We start from the raw sequence: 21,021 nt of genomic DNA on the forward strand, positions 1-21,021 counted from the left end.
CCGGTTCCGCGGCTTCAGCCCCGGAACTCGGCGGCGAGGGTGTTCCAGAACTGCAGCTCGTAGCTCTGGAAGAGCCGGGCGTAGAGATGGGCTTCGCGTTCGTCGAGCCGGCGCGCGTCGAGCCCGGCTTGGATCGCCGCGAGTGCTTGTTCCTCAATTTCCGGAACATCCGCGGCGAAGAAGTCGAAGAACGCGCATTCGTCGTCGGTGAAGCCGTAGTGCTCGCGCATGCCGGCGGCGACGTCCGCGCAGTACCGGCCGAAGGCGGCGAAGTTCGCGTAGATCCCGGCCGCGGTCGCCGACGATTCGCCGTTCAGCGCGAGCCAGGCGACGTAGGCGGGGTAGGCCTGACAGCCGGCCCGCGGCCGTTCCTTCCCGTGGTCCGGACCAGTGGCCCGGAGCAACGCGTCCAGCATCCCGTTCGCCTGCTGCTCCCCCGGCGCGAGGCCGCCGAAGAAGGTGCGCGCGTTCGGTTCGTCGGCCCGGGCGGCGAGCGCGTGGAAGCTCCGCCAGTCGCTGATCGTGATCCGCTTCTCCTCCGCGGCGAGCGCGGCGAACACCGCGCGCGGCGCGCGGCCCGCCTTGATCAGCGGGACGAGCCGGTTGTCGTCGTCGCGCGGAGCGAGCTCCTTCTGGATCTCGTCGAGCAGTGCACGAGCCGTGCGCGTCATCGCATCCCCCCGGAGTCGGTATCACCTCCATTGAAGCGTGGTTCGCGCGCCGACGCCCGTGTGCACTGTGGACAGTCGTGGGGAGCTGACCGCAAAAGGCCGGGTAAAGGGGGCGTTTGACGTGGCCGCGATTCTCTATCCACCCGGCCGGGGAGCCAATACAGTGTGGCCATCCGCAGCACCCGAGGAGGCCAGCGTTGACCACCCCGTCCGTCGCCGAGCAGACCGAAGGCCTGACGATCCCGCGGTTGCTGCACCGCAACGCGGTCGACTACCCGGACCTGCCGGCGATCACCTCGCTCGACCTCGAAGGCAAGCCGACGCTCAGCTGGCTGGAGTTCCGCACCGCGATCGCCGAGGTGTCCCGCGGCCTCGCCGGGCTCGGGCTCGCCAAGGGCGACCGCATGCTGATCATGGCGCCCGGCTGCCCGGACCACATCGTCGCCGACCTCGCCGCGACGCACCTGTCCGCGATCCCGTGCACCGCCTACGCCACGCTCAGCCCGGACCAGATCCGGTTCGTCGCGCGGCACAGCGCGGCGCCGGTCGTGGTGCTCGGCGGCGAGTCCGAGCTGGCGCGCTGGCGGCCGGTGCTCGAAGACCTCCCGGCGCTGCGCCACATCGTCGTCATGGACGCGGCGGCGATCCCCGCCGGCGACGACCGCTTCCTCTCCTTCGCCTCATTGCGGGACCAGGGCCGGGAAGCGCTCGCCGCCGACCCCGACGCCTTCGAGCGGTCCTGGCCGGAGATCAAGCCGGACGACCCGCTGTCCATGATCTACACCTCCGGCACGACCGGCGACCCCAAGGGCGTCGTGCTGTCGCACCGCAACGCGATCCACCAGGCGTACGCGGTGACCGAGCTGCACCACCCGCCGATGCACGCGACGAACATCGCGTACCTGCCGCTCGCGCACATCGCCGAGCGGGAGCTGTCGATCTACCTGCCGATCGTGTGGGCCGGCCACGTGCACACGCTCGCCGACCCGTCCGGCGTCGTCGCCGCGCTCGGCCAGGTGCACCCGGAGAGCTTCTTCGGCGTCCCGCGCGTGTGGGAGAAGATGGTCGCCGGGCTGAAGAACATGCTCGGCGGGGTGCCGGAGGACCGGCGGACCGCGTTGCTGCAGGCGAACGAGCTGCTGCAGCAGGGCTACAAGCTGCGCAGCGCCGGGCAGCCGGTGCCGGCCGAGCTCGCCGAGAAGATCAAGCAGACCGACGAGGCCGCGCTCGCCCCGATCCGCTCGCTGCTGGGCCTGGACAAGGTGCTGGTCGCCTCCAGCGGCGCGGCCGCCCTGCCGGTGGAGATCATCTACTTCCTGGCCGGTCTCGGCCTCGAGATCTGCGAGGTCTGGGGCCTGTCGGAGACGACCGGGGCGGCGACGTCGAACTCCGGCGAGGCGTTCCGCGCGGGCACGGTCGGCAAGCCGCTGGACGGTGTCGAGGTGACGCTCGCCGAAGACGGTGAGCTGCTGGTGCGCGGGCCGATCGTCTTCCTCGGCTACCTGCAGGAGGACGGGACGATCAAGGACGCCACCGACGCCGACGGCTGGTACGCCACCGGCGACATCGGCACGATCGACGAAGACGGCTTCGTGACGATCACCGACCGCAAGAAGGAACTGATCATCACCTCGAGCGGCAAGAACATCGCGCCGACCCGCGTCGAGGGCCTGCTCAAGGAGCACCCGCTGATCGGCCAGGCGGTCGCGATCGGCGACGACCGGCCGTACGTGACCGCGCTGATCGTGCTCGACGACGAGATCGCGCCCGGCTGGGCCGCGGCGAACGGCGTCGAGGCGAAGCCGGACGAGCTCGCCAACCACCCGGCCGTGCGCGCCGAGCTGGAACGCGCGGTCGAGTCGGCGAACAGCAGGCTCGCCCGGATCGAGCAGATCAAGCGCTATCACGTGCTGCCGAAGGCGTGGACGCCCGAGTCCGGTGAGCTGACCCCGACGCTCAAGCTCAAGCGCCGGGTCATCAACGACCGCTACTCGACCGACATCGAGGCCCTCTACGCGGCGACCCGCGACCCGGAACCGGCCGCCGGCGCCTAAGCCGTCCGGGGCGAGGTCGACTCCGTCCACTTGCGCAGCCGCGGCGGGACGCGCTTTTCCAGGCCGTAGTTCTCCAAGTGGGCGGAGAAGACCTCGTCGAACGCCTTCTGCACCGTCTCGGTGTCCCACACCGGGCGCTCGAGGATGGGCTGCTTGAGGAACGGCTGGCCCATGACGTGCAGCTGCGGGCCGTTGCACCGGATCATCTGGCCGGTGATGCCGTGCGAGCCCTCGCCGAGCAGGAACAGCACGACCGGCGCGATCCGCGACGGCGTGCGGTCGGGCGGGCACGCGCGCAGCGAGCGTTCGGACTTCCACACCATCCGCGTGTGCGCGAGCGGGCAGACAGCGTTGACGCGGATCCCGGACTCCTCGAGGTCGAGCGCCCACGAGTAGGTCAGGGACGCGACCGCGCCCTTGCTCGCCGCGTACACGCCGAGCTTGCGCTGCCCGAGCGACGCACCCGACGAGATGTTGACGATCGAGCCGCCGGTACCGGCGCCGACCATCGCCTTGATCGCGGCCAGGCCCGTGTTCACCACGCCCATGACGTTGACCTGGACGAGCTCGGCCGCCTGCTCGGCGTCGTCCTCCCAGGGCAGTGCCTCGTAGTTCAGTCCGGCGTTGTTGACCAGCCCGTCGATCCCGCCGAACTCCTTGACGCACAGGTCGACGATCTCCTGCGCCTCCCCGGCCTCGGCCACGCTGTGCCCGCTGGCCACGGCGCGGCCGCCGTGCGCGCGGATGTTCTCCGCCGTGCGCTCGGCCAGCTCGACGTCGATGTCGTTGACGACCACCGACCCGCCGGCCCGCGCGACGTGCACCGCGAAGGCCTCGCCCAGGCCCCGGCCGGCGCCGGTCACCACGACCGCCTTGCCCTGCATCAACCCGTCCATCGTCATCTCCCCGCTCTGCGGCACGCCGACGGCGGCGCGGTCCGTCCACCCCGGCCGGCTCTGCCTCCAGTCTTGGCCCATTCGGTCCAGTGGGAGACGGTCACGACGACGAGCGGCAGCCGCCCTGCGCCGAGCGAATCCGGTTCGATCAGTCCGGAGGTACCCGCGCGCCGGTCACTGCCAATCACGATCCCTCGCCGGCGGGGGTAACCCGATCGGCTCCGAAGAGGGCGGCGAAGCGCGTTCCGATGACATCGGCGTGTAGTCGACGGCATACTGTGAGTGCTTCCGGGCGGTCGACAGTGACTCCCCCGGACGGGGTCGTCACTGGCGAGGCACAATGCGGGCGATCCATATTCACTCGATCGGGGGACGGTGGTTACGAGGTGACGACGCGCGCGACACCCCGCTTCCGGGCCGTCCTGGCCAACCGGGAGTTCCGCGCGCTGTGGTTCGCCGAAACGCAGTCGATGCTCGGCGACCAGCTGACCATCGTCGCGCTGGCCATCCTGATCTTCGACCGGACCGGGTCGCCGCTGCTCTCGGCCGTCGTCTACTCGCTGACGTTCCTGCCCGCGCTCGCCGGCGGGCTCGGGTTGTCCCAGCTCGCGGACCGGTTCCCGCGCCGCGCGGTGCTGGTGACCGGCTCGCTCGCGCAGGCCGTGCTGATCGGGCTGATGGCCGTGCCCGGCATGCCGATGGGCTGGCTGTTCGTCCTCTTCGTCTTCGCCCGGCTGGCGAACGCGCCGGGCAACGCGGCGCAGAACGCGCTCGGCCGGGAGATCTTCACCGACGACGACGTCTACCTGCAGAGCCAGGACCTGCGGGGGATCACGAACAACACGGCGATGCTGGCCGGCCTGGCCGCCGGCGGCCTGCTGGTGACCGGAATCGGCACGTCGTGGGCCCTGGCGATCGACGCGGCGACGTTCCTGGTCGCCGCCGTCGCCGTACGGCTGATGGTGCGGCGGCGAGCGGCCGCGGGGGACGGGGGCGCCCCCTGGTTCGGCGCCATCCGGCAGGTTTTCGGCGACGAACGGCTCCGCGTGCTGCTCTACCTGTCGTGGCTCGTCGGCCTCGCGGTGATCCCGGAGGGCCTCGCCGCACCGCTCGCCGCACAGCTGGGCGCGGGCGACCAGGCGGTGGGCTGGCTGCTGGCCGCCGATCCGCTGGGCTTCGTCGTCGGGACGTTCCTGCTGTCGCGGTTCGTCTCGACGGAGCACCGGCGACGGCTGCTGGGGGTGCTGGCCGCGCTGCCGCTGGCCGCGCTCGCGGCCTTCGCGCTGCAGCCGAACCTCGCGTTCGCGCTGATCCTGCTCGCGCTGGCCGGCGCGACGGGCGCGTATGTCATCACGGTCTCGGCCACGTTCATCACGTGGGTGCCCAACGACATCCGGGGCAGCGCCGGCGGGCTCTACCGGACCGGGCTGCGCGTGGCCCAGGGTGTGGGCGTCGGCATCGGCGGGCTGGTGGCCCAATGGGTCGGTTCCGCGAACGCGACGATCGCGCTCGCGGGGGCGGTGGGACTGCTGCTGGCCGTTCCGGTCGCGTTGTCCTGGCGCCGGGTCGGCGGAGCGGAACCGGAGCCACGGGCGTCATGAGCGGGGAACGGGATCTCCCGGCCGGGACGGTTCACCAGTCACGGTTGGCCATCGGATGCCACCTCTCCGTGCGCAAGATCATGAATCGCATTCGCGGGGGTCGCGGGCGACAATTCAACGGTGGTTCAGAAGTCGCGGTTGCTCATGGGGGCCACCTCCATGCGGGGAGAGTCTCGCAGAACCTTTTGCGCCGCGTTCCCGGCAGTTCCTCCGGGACCTCGGCAGGTCTGTTGCTGTGGGATGGTACCCGGCCGCGGAATGTGTGAACACTCTGCCAGGTACCGATGAGATTACTCAAGACGGCGGCTAGGCTGGAAAGGAGGTGACCAATTGCATCCAGGACCGGACGGTGAGCCGGGCGCGCCGGAGGAGCCGGCGCCGACGCGGCAGGCAGGCACCGGCGAGGACTTCGGCCATGGCGCGGCGGAACAGGGCGTGACCACGGACGGGTCGGCGACCACGACCGGTGGTCCGCTCGCGACCGCCCGGACCGGTCACGCGTACCGGCCGCGCAACTGGGCGCTGTGGCGCCGCCGGCCGGTGCAGATCGCGTTCATGCTCGCCGCCGAAGCGGTCGCGGTCGCGATTCTGGTCGTCGCTTTCGCCCGCTCGCCGATTCCGTCCGGAAACGACTGGATCAATTTCGCCATTCTGGCGGCGGGCGCCACCGTGCACATTCAGCTGACCCAGCGACAGGAAGAACGACGACGGAACCGGACGAAAACGGTCCTGATCGACCTCACCGCCGTCTGGACGTTTTCCGCCGCGATGATCCTGCCGATTCCGCTGATTCTCTTCGTCATCGCGGTGATTCGGGCGCAGCACTGGTTCATCGCGCGCCGCCCCGCCCACAACTTCGTTTTTTCGTCGATCACGCACGGCCTCGCGGCCACGCTCGCGCACGTCACCTACACCTCGCTCGGACCGCACCTCCTGGGCCCGCCGGACTGGAGCGGCTTCCTCCGCGAGTTCGGCACGATCGTGCTCACCGGGGCCATCTACGAGGCCATCCAGATCGCGTACGTGGGCGGGGTCCTGCTGCTCGGTTCCCCCGCCGGGCGCACGGTTCGTAACGTGCTCGGCAGCCCCGCCGACAACACCCTCGAAGCGATCACCATCGGCCTCGGCGCGGTGACCGCGATCCTGCTCGCCGCCGTGCCGCCGATGGTGGCGGTGATGGCCGTGGTCACCGTGGTCTTCAATCGCCTCGCGGAACTCGACCAGCTGCAGAACGACGTCCGGACGGACCCGAAAACCGGGATTCTCAACATGCGCGGCTGGTCGGAGTCGGCCGAGCGAGCACTGGAACGGACCGCTCGATCGGGTGATCAACTGGCGCTGCTGATGGTCGATCTCGACCACTTCAAGTGGATTAACGACACCTATGGACATCCGGCGGGTGACGACGTGCTCCGGACGGTTGCGCAAACCCTCGACGAAGTGACGCGGCCGAGTGACTTGGTCGGCCGTTTCGGGGGTGAGGAATTCCTCATTCTGCTCCCGGACATCGACGAGGAGTCGACCTGGGACGCGGCCGAGCGGATACGGGTCGCGATCGCCAAGTTGCACATCGTGACCACTGACAAACGCGGCGATCCGGCCACGATCGCCGACCGGACCACCTCGATCGGGGTGGCCCGCCACCCCCGCCACGGCGACACGCTGGAGCGGCTGCTGCAGTCGGCGGACGCGGCGGTCTACCTGGCGAAGGAGAACGGGCGCGACCAGGTCTGTTTCGCGCCGGACACCCCGGGCGGCGGACTCCCGGAACCGGCGCCGGTCACGCCCCCAAGAGAACCGTGAGCTCGAGCTTCACCAGCACTTCGGCGGACGTCCCCGGTGCGGCCGGGTCCAGCCGCAGGCGCTCGCCGCGGTAGCCGGCCGACTCCAGCCGCAGCACGCGGGCGCCCGGCGCCGGGCGGGGGTGGCACCAGTGCCGGACCACGCCGGTGCCGTCCGGATCCTTGGCGAGGATGAGGTACTCGTGGCCGAGGTCGTCACTCACCCGGCCGAGGCCGTTCCACCACAGCGCGCGCAGGGCGAGGCTCGCGCCGTCGCGCACCAGCTCGACCGGCGGATCGGCCCGGACGTCGACCCGGAACCCGCGCTCGCCGGCCCGCACCGAGCGGACGTCGAGGAAGCCGGCGGAACCGAGGCGCCGCACACCGTCCCGCCGCGGCACCAGGACCTCCCGGCCACCGTCCTCCGGCCGCGGCAGCAACGCGGCCACCACCAGCTCCGCCGCGGACCGGCCGTCCGCACCGTCCGGGACCGGCGGGACCCCGCGCAGCTCGTCCGCGAGGAGCCGCCCGCCGGCCGCCTCCGCCCAGCCCAGCGCCGCCGCGCGCAGTCCCGGCTCCGCCTTCAGCCGGTCGAGCAGCGCTCCCCGGCACCGCCCGCTGAAGCGCGCCGCCCGGACCAGCCGGGCCGCCGCCGGGCCGCGGACCTCCGGGCCGAACACCCCCGTCATCGCCCGGCCGAGCGCCCGCAGCTGCGCGGCCAGCACCACCCGCACCACGGCCGCCGGACACCGGACGGCCAGCTCCTCGGGCGAGCACTCCCGCAACGCGGCCGCCAGCACCCCCAGCTCGGCGGACACCGGGCGCAGCGCGGCACCCGGAGCCAGCCGGTGCAACGCGCAAACCGTGTTCTCCACAGGCACCGAACGCGAGCCCACCGCACGCCTCCTGGTCCGCCGCACCCCCGCGACCAGTGTCACGGGCGCACCGCCGCCGCGGAACGTAAGAAGGGGCAGCCCCCCGCGCCACCCGATCGGGCAGAACCGGACTGGGGGGTTAGCCCCGTGTCGCCGCCGTGACGGGGCTGGCACCCTGGGACCATGCCAGCCCCGACCGAGCCGTCTCGTGTCCGCCGACCCTGGTCGACGTCCGGCTGGTTGCTGCTGGTCCTGCTGGTCGTGTTCGCCTTCGGCCTGATCTCCTCGCGCCCGCCGGCCCCACCGGACCAGGGCCCGCCCACCGGCGACGTGCTCGCCGCGCAGAACGCGATCGAGGCGCTGGTCCACCCGGGCCCGCACCCCGACGCCCTCGCGCTGCTGCCGAAGGACTTCACCGCGCTCAGCGGCGTCACCCCCGGCGCGATGCCGGCCCGCGACGGCACGGTCCGCGCCGTCCACGTCGACGGCGGCTGCTCGACGCCGTGGGGCGACGACAACACCAAGTGGGACTACGCCGTGCCGTGCAAGGCCCACGACCTCGGCTACGACCTGCTGCGCTACGCCGACCGCAAGGGCCACCCGCTCGGCCCGGAGGTCCGCGAAGCCCTCGACAACCAGCTCTCGCACGACATGCACCACGCCTGCGACCTCAACCCGATGAACTCCGCGGGCACCTGCCGGGTCGTCGCGTCGTTCTATTCGGCCGGCCTGGTCGTCAACTCGTGGCACCAGCGCTGGGGCCCGCCGGTCGGCGACCCGATCGGCCCCATGGTCGCCGGCGTGCTCGTCATCGCCTGCCTGCTGGTGGTCCGGCTGCGCGGCTGGCTGCGCGCGCGTCGCGAGCCGCGGCTCCCGGCTCCCACCGGCACCACCGCCGTCCCGGCGCCGGTCAGCCGGTGGGCGCTGCTCGGCACCGCCGGGGTCGTCCTCCTGCTCGTCGGCGAGTCGGTGACGGCGCTCGCGCTGTGGGCCGGAGCGCCCGAGGTGTCGGTCTGGCCGCTGACCTGGCTCGCCCAGCTCGTCCCGCTGATCTTCTTCGCCGGCGGCCACGCCAACGCGGCCGGCTGGCGCTCCGAACAGGCCGACGGCGGCGGTTACCGCCACTACCTGGCCGAACGCGCCAGCCCGCTGCTGCGCCCGGCGCTGATCTTCGCCGTCGTCGCCCTCCTGACGCCGCTCGCGCTCGAGCTCCTCGGCATCCCGGCCGGGACGACCGCGACGGTCATGCGGATCGCGCTGCACCCGCTGTGGCTGCTCGGGGTCTACCTGCTGACGATCGTCTGCGCGCCCCCGTTGCTGGCCCTGCACCGCCGCGCCCCGGTGAGCGCGGCGGCCGGGCTCCTCGCGCTGGTCGTCGGCGGCGAGCTCGCCGCCGACGCGACCGGCTCGCCGCTGCCCCGCTTCGCGGCGACGTTCGCCCTCGCGCTCCTCGCCCAGCAACTCGCCTTCGCGCACGCCGACGGCGTCCGCCCGTCACGACGGCTGCTCGCCGCGGCCGCCGCGACCGGGGTCGCCGGGCTGGTCGTGGCGAGCGTCCTGCGGGACGGGCCACCCGTCCTGCTCGGCAGCCCGGGCGCCCCGGCGGCGTTCTCGGCCCCGCCGTGGGGCGTGCTGCTGCTCGGCCAGGTCCAGCTGGGCGTGCTCGGGCTCCTGGCCGGCCCGCTCGCCCGGCTGGGCGACCGCCCCCGCGTCGCCGCCGCGAGCCGGTTCGTCCTGCGCGCGCCGATGAGCCTCTACCTGGCCTTCCTCGCCGGGATGCTGCTGCTGGTCGCCGTCGTCTACCTCCCGGGCCGGATCGCCGACGGGCTGAGCTGGCTGGTCCGGCCGCGCACGCTGGTCGCGGTCGGGCTGCTCGCGGTGCCCGCGACCCTGGTCTTCTGGTGGTTCGAGCGGCACGGCCACGGCGTCCGGCGGCCCCGCGCGGCCGAGCTCCCCGGTCGCCGGGCGGTGCTGCTGACCAGGGCCGCGGCCGGGTTCGGCATCGGCTACGCCACGCTCGGCGTGTTCGGCTTCGCGCTGACCCGCTTCGGCGGGGTGGCCGCCGACGCCGACCTGCTGGGCCTGCGGCTCGACCCGATCCAGAGCCTGGTGCACCTGCTGCTCGGGGTGTTCCTGCTGCACACGATCCGGCTCGGCGCGGGCGCGGCGACCGGCACCTGGCTCACCACGGCGCTCGCCTGCGCGCCCTCGCTCCTGTTCGCCGACGGCGGCGGCACGTCCGAGCTCCTCGGCGTCACGCTCCACGCGGCGACGGCCGCGTTCGCCCTGCTCGCGACGGCGGGCACCCTGCTGCCGGCCCGCAGACCGGCAAATGCGACGTCCTGACCAGGCGAAACCGGCGGGCGTGCGGGAAACTGGGTGGTGCGTGCCACATTCACAGGGGGATGTGTAACGCTACGGCAACCACGGGCAGGCACCATGCGTCCCAACCCCTGGCAGTACCGATCGAAGCAGTGAGGAGTCGCCCGCGTGGATCACCCGCCTCGGAACGGGCAAGGCGACCGCCGCCCCGCCCGTCCCCGGCCGGACGAGCCAGGCCGGCGCACCCCACCACCGCGCCGCCCGGCGCCCCGCCGCGAGCCGGTGGACGCGCGTCGCACGGCTCCCCCGCCTCGCCGTCCCCAGCCGCGGCCGGTCCCCCGGGCCCGCCGCAACTCCTTCCGCGGCGCGAAGGTCGCGCTGGCCGTGGTGTCGCTGCTGGTGATGGGCCTGACCGGGTACGCGTGGGCCGCCATGCAGGGCCTGGTCAACGGGCTGAACTACGCGAACGTGATCAGCGACGGCGGCGGTGGCGACAAGCCCGCCGACGGCGCTCGCGACATCCTTCTGGTCGGTCTCGACAGCCGGACCGACGCCCAGGGCAACCCGCTTTCGCGCGAGGTGCTCGACCAGCTGCGCGCCGGCGACTCCGACGGCGAGCTCAACACCGACTCGCTGATCTTCGTGCACATCCCGAACGACGGCAGCAAGGCCGTCGCGATGTCGCTGCCGCGCGACTCCTACGTCGACATCCCCGGCTACGGCAAGCACAAGATCAACTCGGCGTACGCCCGCGCGATGCTGCAGGCCCGCAAGGACCTGCAGAAGCAGGGCGTCACCGACCCGAAGCAGCTCGACGTCCAGGCCAACCAGGCCGGGGCGAAGGAGCTCATCGAGACCATCGAGAAGCTCACCGGGTCGACCATCGACAACTACGCCGCCGTCAACCTGCTCGGCTTCAGCGAAATCACGAAGGCCATCGGCGGCGTCGACGTATGCCTGAACAACAACGTCAAGGACCAGTACTCCGGCGCGAACTTCACCAAGGGGCAGCACACGATCTCCGGTGTCGAGGCGCTCGAGTTCGTCCGGCAGCGCCACGGCCTGCCCAACGGCGACCTCGACCGGGTCGTCCGCCAGCAGGTGTTCATGGCCGGCATGGCCCGCAAGGTGCTCTCGGCCGGCACGCTGACCAACCCGGGCAAGCTGTCCGACCTGATCGACGCCATCAAGAAGTCGGTCGTGCTCAACCAGAACTGGGACGTCTTCGGGTTCGCCCAGCAGATGAAGGGCCTGACCGGCGGCCAGCTCGAGTTCCGGACCATCCCGGTGAAGAACATCGAGTACAAGACCCCCGAGGACGGCACGGCCATCCAGGTCGACCCCGCCGAGGTGAAGCAGTTCGTCCAGAGCCTCGCCGGGCCGCAGCCGGGCCAGACGGCCCCGCCGGCGGACCAGGCCGACCCCGCGAACAAGGCGACCACGGTCGACGTCCGCAACGCCTCCGGCAAGACCGGCCTGGCCGCGAGCGTCGCCAAGACCCTCGACGCCAAGGGCTTCACCTCCGGCGACACGGCGAACTCGACCTCGCGCAAGACCACGGTCATCTGGGTGCCGAAGGGCGGCAAGGACAAGGGCCAGGCCGTCGCGGACGCGCTCGGCGGCTCGCCGACGATCCAAGAGGACAAGAGCGTCCAGGCTGGGCACGTGATGGTGTTCCTCGGCTCGGACTACCAGGGCACGAGCGCCGACTCGGGCGCCGGTTCCGGCGCGGCCGCGGGCTCGCCTTCGCAGGCCGCCGCCCCGCCGCCGACCGCGGCCGAGGACAAGCCGATCACCGCCGAAGGCGTCCCCTGCGTCAACTGACGACGCCGGTCCCCGGACCGTCCATCAGGGACACTGCGATCGCTTGAGTCGCCTGCACACTGCAAATTGCACGCACGGCCACCCTGCCGTTAACCCGATCGGCCTAACTCGCGCAATCGGTATCAAAGACATGCCCGGAATCGCGTAAGGGCCGGGCTCTCGCGCACTTACATACAACGTGAGGGTGCACCTGCACGGGAATGTTGTCACCACCGTGAGGGTGCCGCGGGAGAGCACGGCAGGGGACATTGATGTGCTGATCGACGCTGAGGACTATCAGCGGATACTCGGAGACGAGCTCCGCAAGCTCAGGCGCAGCCGAGGATGGACGCGCAAGGAGCTGAACCAGCACCTGCAGAGCGAGATCTCGCTGCAGACGCTGGCCACCTACGAACTGGGCACCAGACAGTGCTCGGTGGTGCGCCTGGTCGAACTGTGCGTCGCGATGGACGAGCTGCCCCAGGACCTGCTGGCCAAGGTGCACCGCCGGGTCTTCGTCGACGAGCCCGGCCGGGTCCGCGTCGACCTGCGCAAGGTCGTCGCCGACGCGTCGGCCGACCTGCAGCCGTTGCGCCGCTGGGCCGAAGACCGGCTGCGGCAGGCCGGCGAGCAGGGTGCCGCCGAGGTCGCGCTCGACCTGCCGGCGCTCGAGCGCATGGCCGAACTGTGCGAGCTGCCGACCGTGGACCTGATCGGCCGCCTCCGCCGCTACGTCTCCCGCTGATCCGCCGCGGTCGTGAGTGAGAAACAGGGTTAGAACACTGTTTCTCACTCACGACCCTCAGCCGACCCGGAAGTCCTCGCGACGCACCTTCCGCGTGTCCAGCCAGTACCGCCAGGTGAAGCCCGGCCAGATCGTCCGGTTGACGCCCTTCGCGTCCAGGTACCAGCTCTTGCAGCCCCCGCGCGTCCAAATCCCCTTCGCCAGCTTGCGCTGGATCGCGGTGTTGAACCGCTCCTGCGCCTCGGGCTTCGGCTCGATGGCCTGGCCGCGGGCCAGCCGCAGCGCCTCGGCGACGTAGGAGATCTGCGCCTCGATCATGAAGACGACCGAGTTGTGGCCGAGGCCGGTGTTCGGGCCGAGCAGGAAGAACAGGTTCGGGAAGCCGGCGACGGTGATCCCGAGGTGCGTCCGCATCCCCTCGGTCGCCCACTCCTTGCCCAGGTTGCGCCCGTCGCGCCCGACGATCTCCAGGTCGTCGAAGGCGTCGGTGACGTGAAAACCGGTGCCGTAGACGATGACGTCGGCCTCGTGCTCGACCCCCGCGGCGTCCACGACGCTGTGCTCCCGGACCTCGCGCACGCTGTCGGTGACGACGTCGACGTTGTCCCGGGCCAGCGCCGGGTAGTAGTCGTTGGAGATGAGCACGCGCTTGCAGCCCATGGTGTAGTCCGGCGTCACCTTGCGCCGCAACGCGGGGTCGGTGATCGCGCGGTCGATGTTGCGCTTGGCCAGTCGCTGGCCGAGCTTCATCACCCACGACTGGCCGTTGAAGCCGATCGCGCGCGCTTCGAGCAGCCAGTACAGGACGTTGCGGTAGGCGCGCTGGGCCGGCGGGAACGCCTTGAACAGCGCGCGCGTGCGCCCGGACATCTCGTGGTCGGCCTTCGGCATGATCCACGGCGGCGTGCGCTGGAACAGCGTCAGCTCTTCGACGTCCGGCGCGATCTTCGGCACGAACTGGACCGCGCTGGCGCCGGTGCCGATCACGGCGACCTTCTTGCCCTTCAGGTCGACGTCGTGACGCCACCGCGCCGAGTGGAACGCCGGGCCCGCGAAGTCCTCGATCCCGGGCAGCTCCGGGATCTGCGGCAGGTGCAGGGCCCCGACCCCGGCGACCAGTGCGTTTCCGACGAACTCGTCGCCGCCCCGCGTGGTGACGTGCCAGCGGTTCTCGTCGGCGTCCCAGCGGGCGCCGGTCATCTCCTGGCCGAAGCGGACGAAGCGCCGCAGGTCGTGCTTGTCGGCGACCTCGCGCATGTACCGCCAGATCTCCGGCTGCGGCGAGTACGCCCGCGACCAGCCGGGGTTCTGCTCGAAGGAGAACGAGTACATGTGCGACGGGATGTCGCAGGCGCACCCGGGGTAGCTGTTGTCGCGCCACGTGCCGCCGACGTCGTGCGCCTTCTCGAGGATGACGAAGTCGTCACGCCCCTCCTTGCGCAGCTGGATCGCCATTCCGAGACCGGAGAACCCCGTCCCGACGATGACGACCCCGGTCTCCGTGCGGTTGCCCATCGCGCCTCCCGGTTTCCTGTTACTCGTCGTCCAGCTTACTCAGAGTAGGTTACTACCGGTAGAGTGTTCCTCGTGACCACCGCGAAGCGCAAGCGCATGCCCCGGGCCGAGCGGATGCGGCAGATGGTCGAGGTCGCCGAGCAGGTTTTTTCGGCGCGCGGCTACGCGGCGGCGTCCATGGACGAGATCGCCGAACTGGTGGGCGTCTCGAAGCCGATGCTCTACGAGTACTTCAACTCGAAGGAAGGCCTGCTGCTGGCCTGCATCCGCGAGTCACGGTCGATCCTGCGTGAGGTCACCGAGCAGGCGACGGTCGGCGCGACCACCGCCGAGGACGCGCTGCGCCGCGGCCTGCTGGCCTTCTTCGTCTTCATCCGGGAGCGGCGTCAGGCGTGGTCGCTGCTGCGCCACGAGATGGCACTGATCGGCACGCCGGCCGCGGACGAGGTCGAGGAGACCCGGCGCCAGCAGACCGACCTGATCGCCGCGCTGATGAGCGGCTACTTCGACAGCGGCGACGACCTGCGGGCCGAAGCGGCCGCGGAATTCGTGGTCGGGGCGTGCGAACGGCTCGCGATCTGGTGCGAGCGACACGATGAGGTGAGCCCCGAAATGGCCACCGAATACGCCATGGACGTGCTGTGGAGCGGCCTGCGGAGCCGTGCACGGTAACCTGCGCGTGCATTAGGCCATTCGGTCGTTACTCAGCGCTGTCGTGTCGTGTGACACAGAGTTGCTCTACGGTACTGAAGACACGGTAGAAAGTGTGCTGGACCTTCACGACCGAGAGGGGGCGCGGACAACGTGATCCGAAAGCAGCGTCATGGAATCGCGACGACCGCGTCACGGTTGTGTAAGGCATCGAGAGGGGCGTGAGGCAGATGGTGGAAGCGATCACGGCGGCGTACGTCCGCGAGGACGCCGACTGGGCGATCACGGTCAGCGGCCGCGGCAAGGAGCTGACCGCTCGCGCGCCCGGCATCATCGCCGCGCGCGACCGGGCCGACCAGCTGGTCGAGGAGCTCGGCGGCGACGGCCGGAACACGGTCGTGCACCTGCTCAACGGCAGTGCGCTCGAATTCACCCAGACCTACATGACGGCCCGGCTGACGCTCCCGAAGCAAGCGCCGCTCGAGGTCCCGCCGCCCGGCAGCGTGCCGAAGCAGCAGACCACCGAGAAGGAGCCGGCCGTGGCGCCGGCGGCTCCGGCGGCTTCGGCGGCTTCGGAGAAGAAGCCGCAGCTGCCGCCGAGCAAGCAGCTCCCGAAGGCCGTCGAGGAAAGCAAGCCGGCGGCCGAGCCCGCCCCCGCCGCCGAGAAGACGGCGGAGCAGGCCCGCGCCTGAGCGCTTACTTGAGGAGCTTGCGCACCAGCAGGACGAGCACCAGGATGCCCCCGCCGATCAGCGGGTACTTGACCTTGGGGTTGTCCAGCTTCGCGCGCACACCGTTCTTCGCCGCGTCCGCGAGCTTCTTCGGGTCAGCCTTGACGGTCAGCTGATCGAGCGTCGCCGCCAGAGCAGTCCTGGCCTGCTCGATCTCACGCTCGATCGTCTCGGGATCGCGGGCCACGTGTCCTCCTCGCCGCAGTGACTTCCAGGCCCCAACCTAGTCGACCGCCCCACCGCCGCCGCAGGGGCCACGCCGCACGCTACGCTTCCTCCTGCAGCGGGCCCGTAGCCTGCAGCGGGCCCGTAGCCCAATTGGCAGAGGCACACGGTTTAGGTCCGTGCCAGTGAGAGTTCGAGTCTCTCCGGGCCCACTCCGCTCATGAGCCCCTTCTCCGCGCTTCGCGCCTTCGCCGGGCTCCCTCGCTTCGTCGTATCTCCTGGGGGTGCGACCCCCAGACCCCGCCCGGCGGGCTCCGCCCCCGGACCCCCGGCCGCGGTCACCTTTGGTCGTCGGCTGTGGGTTTCCTTGGCTCAGGGCAGTTCGACCGTGACGTGCGGTGCCAGTGCCCGCAGGAAGTCCTTCGCGTCGAAGATCTCCCCCGCCGCCGCGACGCCCTTCACCTTCGTCCGTCCACTCAGGATGCGGTCCACCGCCTCCACCGCCAGTGGTGCGCTCACCGCGTAGATGTCCTCGCCGCGGGCGGTCGCCCGGCGCTCTTCGCCGTTCGCGCGGACCACCACGTCGACCACGAAGCTCTCGGCCGAGTCGCGCTCTCCGCCCGCGAACAGGTCCTTGGCCGCGTTGACCGTCATGTAGCTCGTCACGCTGGGAACCGTCAGGTGACGGGGGATCGTGACGATGTCGGCCATCGAGAACTCGCCGAAGACCGGCTGGGCGCCCAGCGGCTCGGGGAACGTCCAGTCGAGCGTCGGCAGGGCGTCGTCGCGGTGCTCCAGGCGGCCGTTCGCGTAACGGACGCGGCGGCCGTCGCGGCGTTCGCGGGACACCTGACCCGCGTTCAGCGTCCCGGCCGTCGGGCGCCAGCTGCTGAGCGCGTACGCCACGTGGATCTCGTCCGCCGACCGCCAGTCGCCCATCGCCGCCGTCGCCAGCAGGTCGGCCAGGCCGCCGAAGAACGCCATCGCCGGCACCACCACCGTGTCCACCTCCAGGGCGAACGTGTCCAGGTTGGCTTCGATCTCGGCCGCGACGTCGACGTACGGGACGCCGGCGCGTGCCGCCGCCTCGATCAGGGGGATGGCCGTCGCCGCGAACGGGCCCGCGCAGTTGATCAACGCCGCGACGCCGTCCAGCGCGCGGTCGAGGGCGGCCGGGTCGCCGACCGAAGCGGGCCGGCCGCCGGGCAGCTTGGCCGCGTCACGGCCGGACGAAATCGGCTCGAAGCCGCGGCTGCGCAGCTCCGCCACCACGAAACGACCTGTGTGCCCGTAGGCGCCGTACACCAGTACCGAAGTCATGAATCCATCTTCGTGACGGCTGCGCGCCGGCGACAGTGTCCGGAACGACGGGATGCGTACACTTTCGGACATGCACGCAGTCGCGCTCGCCGCCACCGACGGGATGCTGCCCTTCGAGCTGACGATCGCGTCCGAAGTGTTCGGCGAGGATCCGCGGTACGACTTCGCCGTCTGCGGCTCGGGCCCGGTGCGGGTCGGGCGGTTCCTCCTCGAACCCGACCGCGGGCTCGACCGGCTCGCGCGCGCCGGCACCGTGATCGTGCCCGGCTGGGCCGACGTCGACGCGGACCCGCCGGCCGACCTCGTCGAGGCGGTGCGGGCGGCGCACGCGGCCGGCGCGCGGGTGGCGTCGCTCTGCACGGGCGCGTTCGTGCTGGCCGCGGCCGGCCTGCTGGACGGCCTCCGCGCGACCACCCACTGGGCGCACACCGACGTCCTCGCCGCCCGGTTCCCGCGGGTGACGGTGGATCCGGACGTGCTGTACGTCGACAACGGCAGCGTGCTGACGTCGGCGGGCAAGGCCGCCGCGATGGACCTCTGCCTGCACCTGGTCCGCGCCGACCACGGCCCGTCGGCCGCCAACGCGGTCGCCCGCCGGCTGGTCGTGCCTCCGCACCGCGCCGGCGGGCAGGCCCAGTTCGTGCCGGCCCCGGTCCCCGCCCGGGACGACCACCCGCTCGCCGCGCTGCTCCCGTGGATCACCGCGCGGCTCGACCAGCCGCTGACGGTGGAGGACCTGGCCAAGCAGGCGAAGGTCAGCACCCGCCACCTGACCCGCCACTTCCACGCCGCGACGGGCACGACCCCGCTGCGGTGGCTGCTGGTCCAGCGGATCCGCCGGGCGCAGGAGCTGCTCGAGAAGACGGACTCGGGAGTCGACACGATCGCGGCGGCCGTCGGCATGGGCACGGCGACGACGTTGCGCAGGCACTTCAACCGCACGGTCGGCGTGCCCCCGGACACCTACCGGCGCACCTTCCGCGGTTAGGGTTCGCCATGCAGTCGTACGGGTTCCTGGGCACCGGCGAGCTCACCGCCGCCATCGTCGAAGGCCTGAGCACCGGGGCACCGCGGGTGTTCCTCTCCCCGCGCAACCACGCCATCGCGCACGACCTGGCCGCCCGGTTCCCGAACGTGCGGGTGTGCGGCAGCAACCAGGAAGTGCTCGACAACGCGACCACCGTCGTCGTCGCCGTGCGGCCGCAGGTCGTCCGGGAAGTGCTGGGGGAAATCACCTTCCGGCCGGAGCACGTCGTGGTGAGCGCGGTCGCCGGGGTGCACCTGGACCGGCTCGAGGAGTGGGTCGCGCCGGCCACGCGGATCGTCCGGTCCATCCCGCTGCCGACCGCGAGCCGCCGCGCCAGCCGCACCGCGATGTACCCCGACGACGTCGATGCGCGGGCGCTCCTCGAGAGCGTCGGTGACGTCGTCGTCCCCGCGGACGAAGCGACCCTCGACACCTTCAGCGCCGCGACCGCCACCTTCGCCGCGCACCTCGGCCAGCTCGCCACGATCGCGGGCTGGATGGCCGAGCACGGCGTCACGCCCGCCGACGCCGACGGCTACATCGCCCACGTCTACGGCGAACTCGGCCGCACCCTCGCCGGCCACGACGGCACCCTCGAAGAGCTGGCGCGCAAGCACGAGACACCCGGCGGGATCAACGAGCAGTTCCGAGCCGCGATGCGGGACGCCCCGACGCGGCAAGGCCTCGACGAAGTCCTGGCCCGCCTCAAGAGTCAGTAGCGGACGTCGCTCTGCAGCAGCGGCGGGTACACAGTGGACGGTTCGCCGTCGACCGTCGTGCCCGCGAACTGGAGCATCGCGCGCTGGGCGCCGTGCATCGGGGCCGGGTAGTCGAGCGTCGGGGCCGAAACCTCGTCCAGGCGCGCCAAGTCCGACGGCGAGAGCGTCACGTCCAGCCCCGCGAGGTTGCCGGTCAGGTGCTCCAGCCGCCGGGCGCCGACGATCGGGACCACCGTGCCCGGCCGGGCCCGCAGCCACGCCAAGGACACCGCCGCGGACGTCGTGTCCAGCTCCGACGCGATCGCGGCCACCACGTCGATCACGGCGAACTCCTCCTCCGTCGGGCCGCCGACGAAGGCCGCCCGCGCCGAGTCGACGGCGCCGTCGCGCCGGTACTTGCCCGACAGGAACCCGTTCTTCAGCGGGCTCCACGGCGTCAGCGCGATGCCCTGGTCGAGCGCGAACGGCGCCAGCTCCCCCTCCACCGTCCGCGCCAGCAGGGAGTACTCCACCTGCAGCGCGACCAGCGGCGTCCAGCCCCGCAGCAGCGCCGTCGTCTGGGCCTGCGCGGTGACCCACGCCGGAGTGTTCGAGAAGCCGATATAGCGGATCTTGCCCGCGCGCACGAGGTCGTCGAGGGTCCGCAGGGTCTCCTCGATCGGCGTGTGGCGGTCCCAGTTGTGCAGCCAGTACAGGTCGAGGTGGTCGGTCCGCAGTCGCCGCAGCGTCTCCTCGAGCTGGGCGATGATCGACGCGCGTCCCGCGCCGCCGCCGTTGGGGTCGCCCGGGTGCATGTTGCCGAAGAACTTCGACGCGAGGACCACGTGCGAGCGCAGGCCCGGCCGCGCCGCGAAGAAGTCGCCGAGGATCTTCTCCGAGTGGCCGTTCGTGTAGAAGTTGGCCGTGTCGACGAAGTTCCCGCCGAGGTCGAGGTAGGTCTCGAGGATCTTCTCGGACTCTTCGACGCTGCAGCCCGCGCCGCCGGGGTCCTCGCCGAAGGTCATCGCGCCGAGCGCGAACGGGCTGACGCGCAGCCCGGACCGGCCGAGGGTGACGTAGTGGTCGAGTGACATGGAACTCTCCTCAGGTGTCGGATTGACCACCACCAGGAAACCGCGAAACCCCAGCTCGACGGTAGATCGATCGACTCTGCCTCTTGCACGATCCGCTCGACTTCGATTGCCAGCAACAAACCGGCGTGCTTCCCTGAGGAGGTGCTGACCGAGCTCCGCGACCTCGTCGCCACCCACGCGCGCGCCGACCTGCGCACGCCGATCCCGGGCCTGCTGCTGTCCGAAGTGGACACCAGCGAGCCGCACCACTCGCTGGCCGAGCCGCTCCTGGTCGTCATGGTCCAGGGCGGCAAGCGCCTGCTGCTCGGCGAGCAGGTGCACGAGTACCGCGCCGGGCAGTACCTGCTGGTCAGCACCGATCTGCCGGTGACCGGCCACTTCGTCGGCGCGACGCCGGAGACGCCGGCGCTGGGCGTGGGGCTGGCCCTGCGGCCCGCGGCCATCGCCCCGCTGCTGCTCGAAGCCCCGCCCGGCCGGTTCGCGCGCACCCCGCCGTCGTCGCCGATCGCGACCGGGGACGCGAGCCCCGAGCTGCTCGACGCCGTCGTCCGGCTGGTGCGGCTGGTCGGCCACCCCGCCGACGCGCGCGTGCTCGCCCCGCTGATCGAGCGGGAGATCCTCTGGCGGCTGCTGACCGGCCCGCATGGCGGCCTGCTCCGTCAGATCGGCCTGGCCGACAGCGGGCTGGCGCACGTCGGCCGGGCGATCCGGTGGATCCGCGAGAACCACGCCGAGCCGATGCGGGTCGACGAGCTCGCGAAGCTGAGCGGGATGAGCCCGTCGGCGTTCCACCGGCACTTCCGCGCGGTCACGGCGATGAGCCCGCTGCAGTTCCAGAAGCGCATCCGCCTGCAGGAGGCGCGCTCGCTGCTGCTGGCCGACGCGGGCGACGTCGCGGGCATCGGGCACCTCGTCGGCTACGACAGCCCGTCGCAGTTCAACCGCGAGTACCGCCGCCTGTTCGGCGCCCCGCCCGGCCAGGACGCGGCCCGGCTGCGCGCGGCCGTCGCCCCGGCCGGGCCGCGGTTGCCGTGAGGTCCGATCCGTTCAAGACCCGCGGCCGCGACGGTGC

At 71.7% G+C, this 21,021-nt stretch carries 18 protein-coding genes and 1 tRNA gene; 12 read left to right on the forward strand and 7 right to left on the reverse strand.

Annotated elements, in window-relative coordinates; all coding sequences use genetic code 11:
* Positions 1–14 precede the first annotated feature (14 nt).
* Positions 15–671: a transcriptional regulator gene (locus ACZ7PG_RS24405; protein ID WP_470241399.1), complete on the reverse strand. Its 657-nt coding sequence runs from the start codon at positions 669–671 to the stop codon at positions 15–17.
* A gap of 197 nt (positions 672–868) precedes the next feature.
* On the opposite strand from ACZ7PG_RS24405, the gene ACZ7PG_RS24410 reads away from it, so the two are divergent.
* On the forward strand, positions 869–2,725 hold the full coding sequence (locus ACZ7PG_RS24410) for an AMP-dependent synthetase/ligase (protein WP_470241400.1): 1,857 nt from the start codon (positions 869–871) through the stop codon (positions 2,723–2,725).
* On the opposite strand, the gene ACZ7PG_RS24415 is transcribed toward ACZ7PG_RS24410, so the two are convergent.
* The gene (locus ACZ7PG_RS24415) at positions 2,722–3,621 is read right to left on the reverse strand and encodes an SDR family NAD(P)-dependent oxidoreductase (protein WP_470241401.1); all 900 of its coding nucleotides are present in this window, start codon (positions 3,619–3,621) and stop codon (positions 2,722–2,724) included. The genes ACZ7PG_RS24410 and ACZ7PG_RS24415 overlap by 4 nt on opposite strands.
* A 386-nt stretch (positions 3,622–4,007) precedes the next feature.
* Here ACZ7PG_RS24415 and ACZ7PG_RS24420 point away from each other — a divergent pair, with 386 nt between their 5' ends.
* Positions 4,008–5,222 (forward strand): MFS transporter, encoded by a 1,215-nt coding sequence (locus ACZ7PG_RS24420; protein ID WP_470241402.1) that lies wholly within the window; start codon positions 4,008–4,010, stop codon positions 5,220–5,222.
* Positions 5,223–5,552: 330 nt separating this feature from the next.
* The gene (locus ACZ7PG_RS24425) at positions 5,553–7,025 is read left to right on the forward strand and encodes a sensor domain-containing diguanylate cyclase (protein ID WP_470241403.1); all 1,473 of its coding nucleotides are present in this window, start codon (positions 5,553–5,555) and stop codon (positions 7,023–7,025) included.
* On the opposite strand, the gene ACZ7PG_RS24430 is transcribed toward ACZ7PG_RS24425, so the two are convergent.
* Positions 7,003–7,899, reverse strand: a complete 897-nt coding sequence (locus ACZ7PG_RS24430) for a hypothetical protein (protein ID WP_470241404.1) — start codon at positions 7,897–7,899, stop codon at positions 7,003–7,005. The two genes, ACZ7PG_RS24425 and ACZ7PG_RS24430, sit on opposite strands and share 23 nt — an antisense overlap.
* A 162-nt stretch (positions 7,900–8,061) precedes the next feature.
* Between ACZ7PG_RS24430 and ACZ7PG_RS24435 the strand changes: the two genes are divergently transcribed.
* The 3 genes from ACZ7PG_RS24435 to ACZ7PG_RS24445 all read left to right on the forward strand — a co-directional run bounded on the left by ACZ7PG_RS24435 (position 8,062) and on the right by ACZ7PG_RS24445 (position 12,748).
* Positions 8,062–10,224: a phospholipase A2 gene (locus ACZ7PG_RS24435; RefSeq protein ID WP_470241405.1), complete on the forward strand. Its 2,163-nt coding sequence runs from the start codon at positions 8,062–8,064 to the stop codon at positions 10,222–10,224.
* Positions 10,225–10,368: 144 nt separating this feature from the next.
* Positions 10,369–12,024: an LCP family protein gene (locus ACZ7PG_RS24440; RefSeq protein ID WP_470241406.1), complete on the forward strand. Its 1,656-nt coding sequence runs from the start codon at positions 10,369–10,371 to the stop codon at positions 12,022–12,024.
* A 253-nt stretch (positions 12,025–12,277) separates the two neighbouring features.
* Positions 12,278–12,748 carry a helix-turn-helix domain-containing protein gene (locus ACZ7PG_RS24445; protein ID WP_470241407.1) on the forward strand — a complete coding sequence of 157 codons (471 nt, stop codon included), beginning with the start codon at positions 12,278–12,280 and terminating at the stop codon, positions 12,746–12,748.
* A 57-nt stretch (positions 12,749–12,805) separates the two neighbouring features.
* Here ACZ7PG_RS24445 and ACZ7PG_RS24450 read toward each other — a convergent pair whose 3' ends face one another.
* Entirely contained in the window at positions 12,806–14,263 is a 1,458-nt protein-coding gene (locus ACZ7PG_RS24450; RefSeq protein WP_470241408.1) for a flavin-containing monooxygenase, read from the reverse strand.
* A 114-nt stretch (positions 14,264–14,377) separates the two neighbouring features.
* Between ACZ7PG_RS24450 and ACZ7PG_RS24455 the strand changes: the two genes are divergently transcribed.
* A complete protein-coding gene (locus ACZ7PG_RS24455) occupies positions 14,378–14,935 on the forward strand; it encodes a TetR/AcrR family transcriptional regulator (RefSeq protein WP_470242397.1) in 558 nt (185 codons plus the stop codon).
* 209 nt (positions 14,936–15,144) lie between these two features.
* Entirely contained in the window at positions 15,145–15,606 is a 462-nt protein-coding gene (locus tag ACZ7PG_RS24460; RefSeq protein ID WP_470242398.1) for a hypothetical protein, read from the forward strand.
* Positions 15,607–15,610: 4 nt separating this feature from the next.
* On the opposite strand, the gene ACZ7PG_RS24465 is transcribed toward ACZ7PG_RS24460, so the two are convergent.
* The gene (locus tag ACZ7PG_RS24465; protein ID WP_470241409.1) at positions 15,611–15,832 is read right to left on the reverse strand and encodes a DUF3618 domain-containing protein; all 222 of its coding nucleotides are present in this window, start codon (positions 15,830–15,832) and stop codon (positions 15,611–15,613) included.
* Between the two features lie 116 nt (positions 15,833–15,948).
* On the opposite strand from ACZ7PG_RS24465, the gene ACZ7PG_RS24470 reads away from it, so the two are divergent.
* Positions 15,949–16,022, forward strand: a tRNA-Leu gene (locus ACZ7PG_RS24470).
* A 160-nt stretch (positions 16,023–16,182) separates the two neighbouring features.
* Here the strand turns inward: ACZ7PG_RS24470 and ACZ7PG_RS24475 are convergent.
* A complete protein-coding gene (locus ACZ7PG_RS24475) occupies positions 16,183–17,130 on the reverse strand; it encodes a saccharopine dehydrogenase family protein (protein ID WP_470241410.1) in 948 nt (315 codons plus the stop codon).
* 70 nt (positions 17,131–17,200) lie between these two features.
* Here ACZ7PG_RS24475 and ACZ7PG_RS24480 point away from each other — a divergent pair, with 70 nt between their 5' ends.
* Together ACZ7PG_RS24480 and ACZ7PG_RS24485 are read left to right on the forward strand one after the other, a co-directional pair.
* The gene (locus ACZ7PG_RS24480; protein WP_470241411.1) at positions 17,201–18,118 is read left to right on the forward strand and encodes a helix-turn-helix domain-containing protein; all 918 of its coding nucleotides are present in this window, start codon (positions 17,201–17,203) and stop codon (positions 18,116–18,118) included.
* 8 nt (positions 18,119–18,126) lie between these two features.
* Positions 18,127–18,876, forward strand: coding sequence for an NAD(P)-binding domain-containing protein (locus tag ACZ7PG_RS24485; RefSeq protein ID WP_470241412.1), 750 nt, complete (start codon positions 18,127–18,129; stop codon positions 18,874–18,876).
* Here ACZ7PG_RS24485 and ACZ7PG_RS24490 read toward each other — a convergent pair.
* Positions 18,870–19,949, reverse strand: coding sequence for an aldo/keto reductase (locus ACZ7PG_RS24490; RefSeq protein WP_470241413.1), 1,080 nt, complete (start codon positions 19,947–19,949; stop codon positions 18,870–18,872). The two genes, ACZ7PG_RS24485 and ACZ7PG_RS24490, sit on opposite strands and share 7 nt — an antisense overlap.
* A gap of 141 nt (positions 19,950–20,090) precedes the next feature.
* Here ACZ7PG_RS24490 and ACZ7PG_RS24495 point away from each other — a divergent pair, with 141 nt between their 5' ends.
* The gene (locus ACZ7PG_RS24495; RefSeq protein ID WP_470241414.1) at positions 20,091–20,984 is read left to right on the forward strand and encodes an AraC family transcriptional regulator; all 894 of its coding nucleotides are present in this window, start codon (positions 20,091–20,093) and stop codon (positions 20,982–20,984) included.
* Positions 20,985–21,021: the final 37 nt, after the last annotated feature.

The organism is Amycolatopsis sp. NPDC114504 (genome assembly GCF_055633595.1).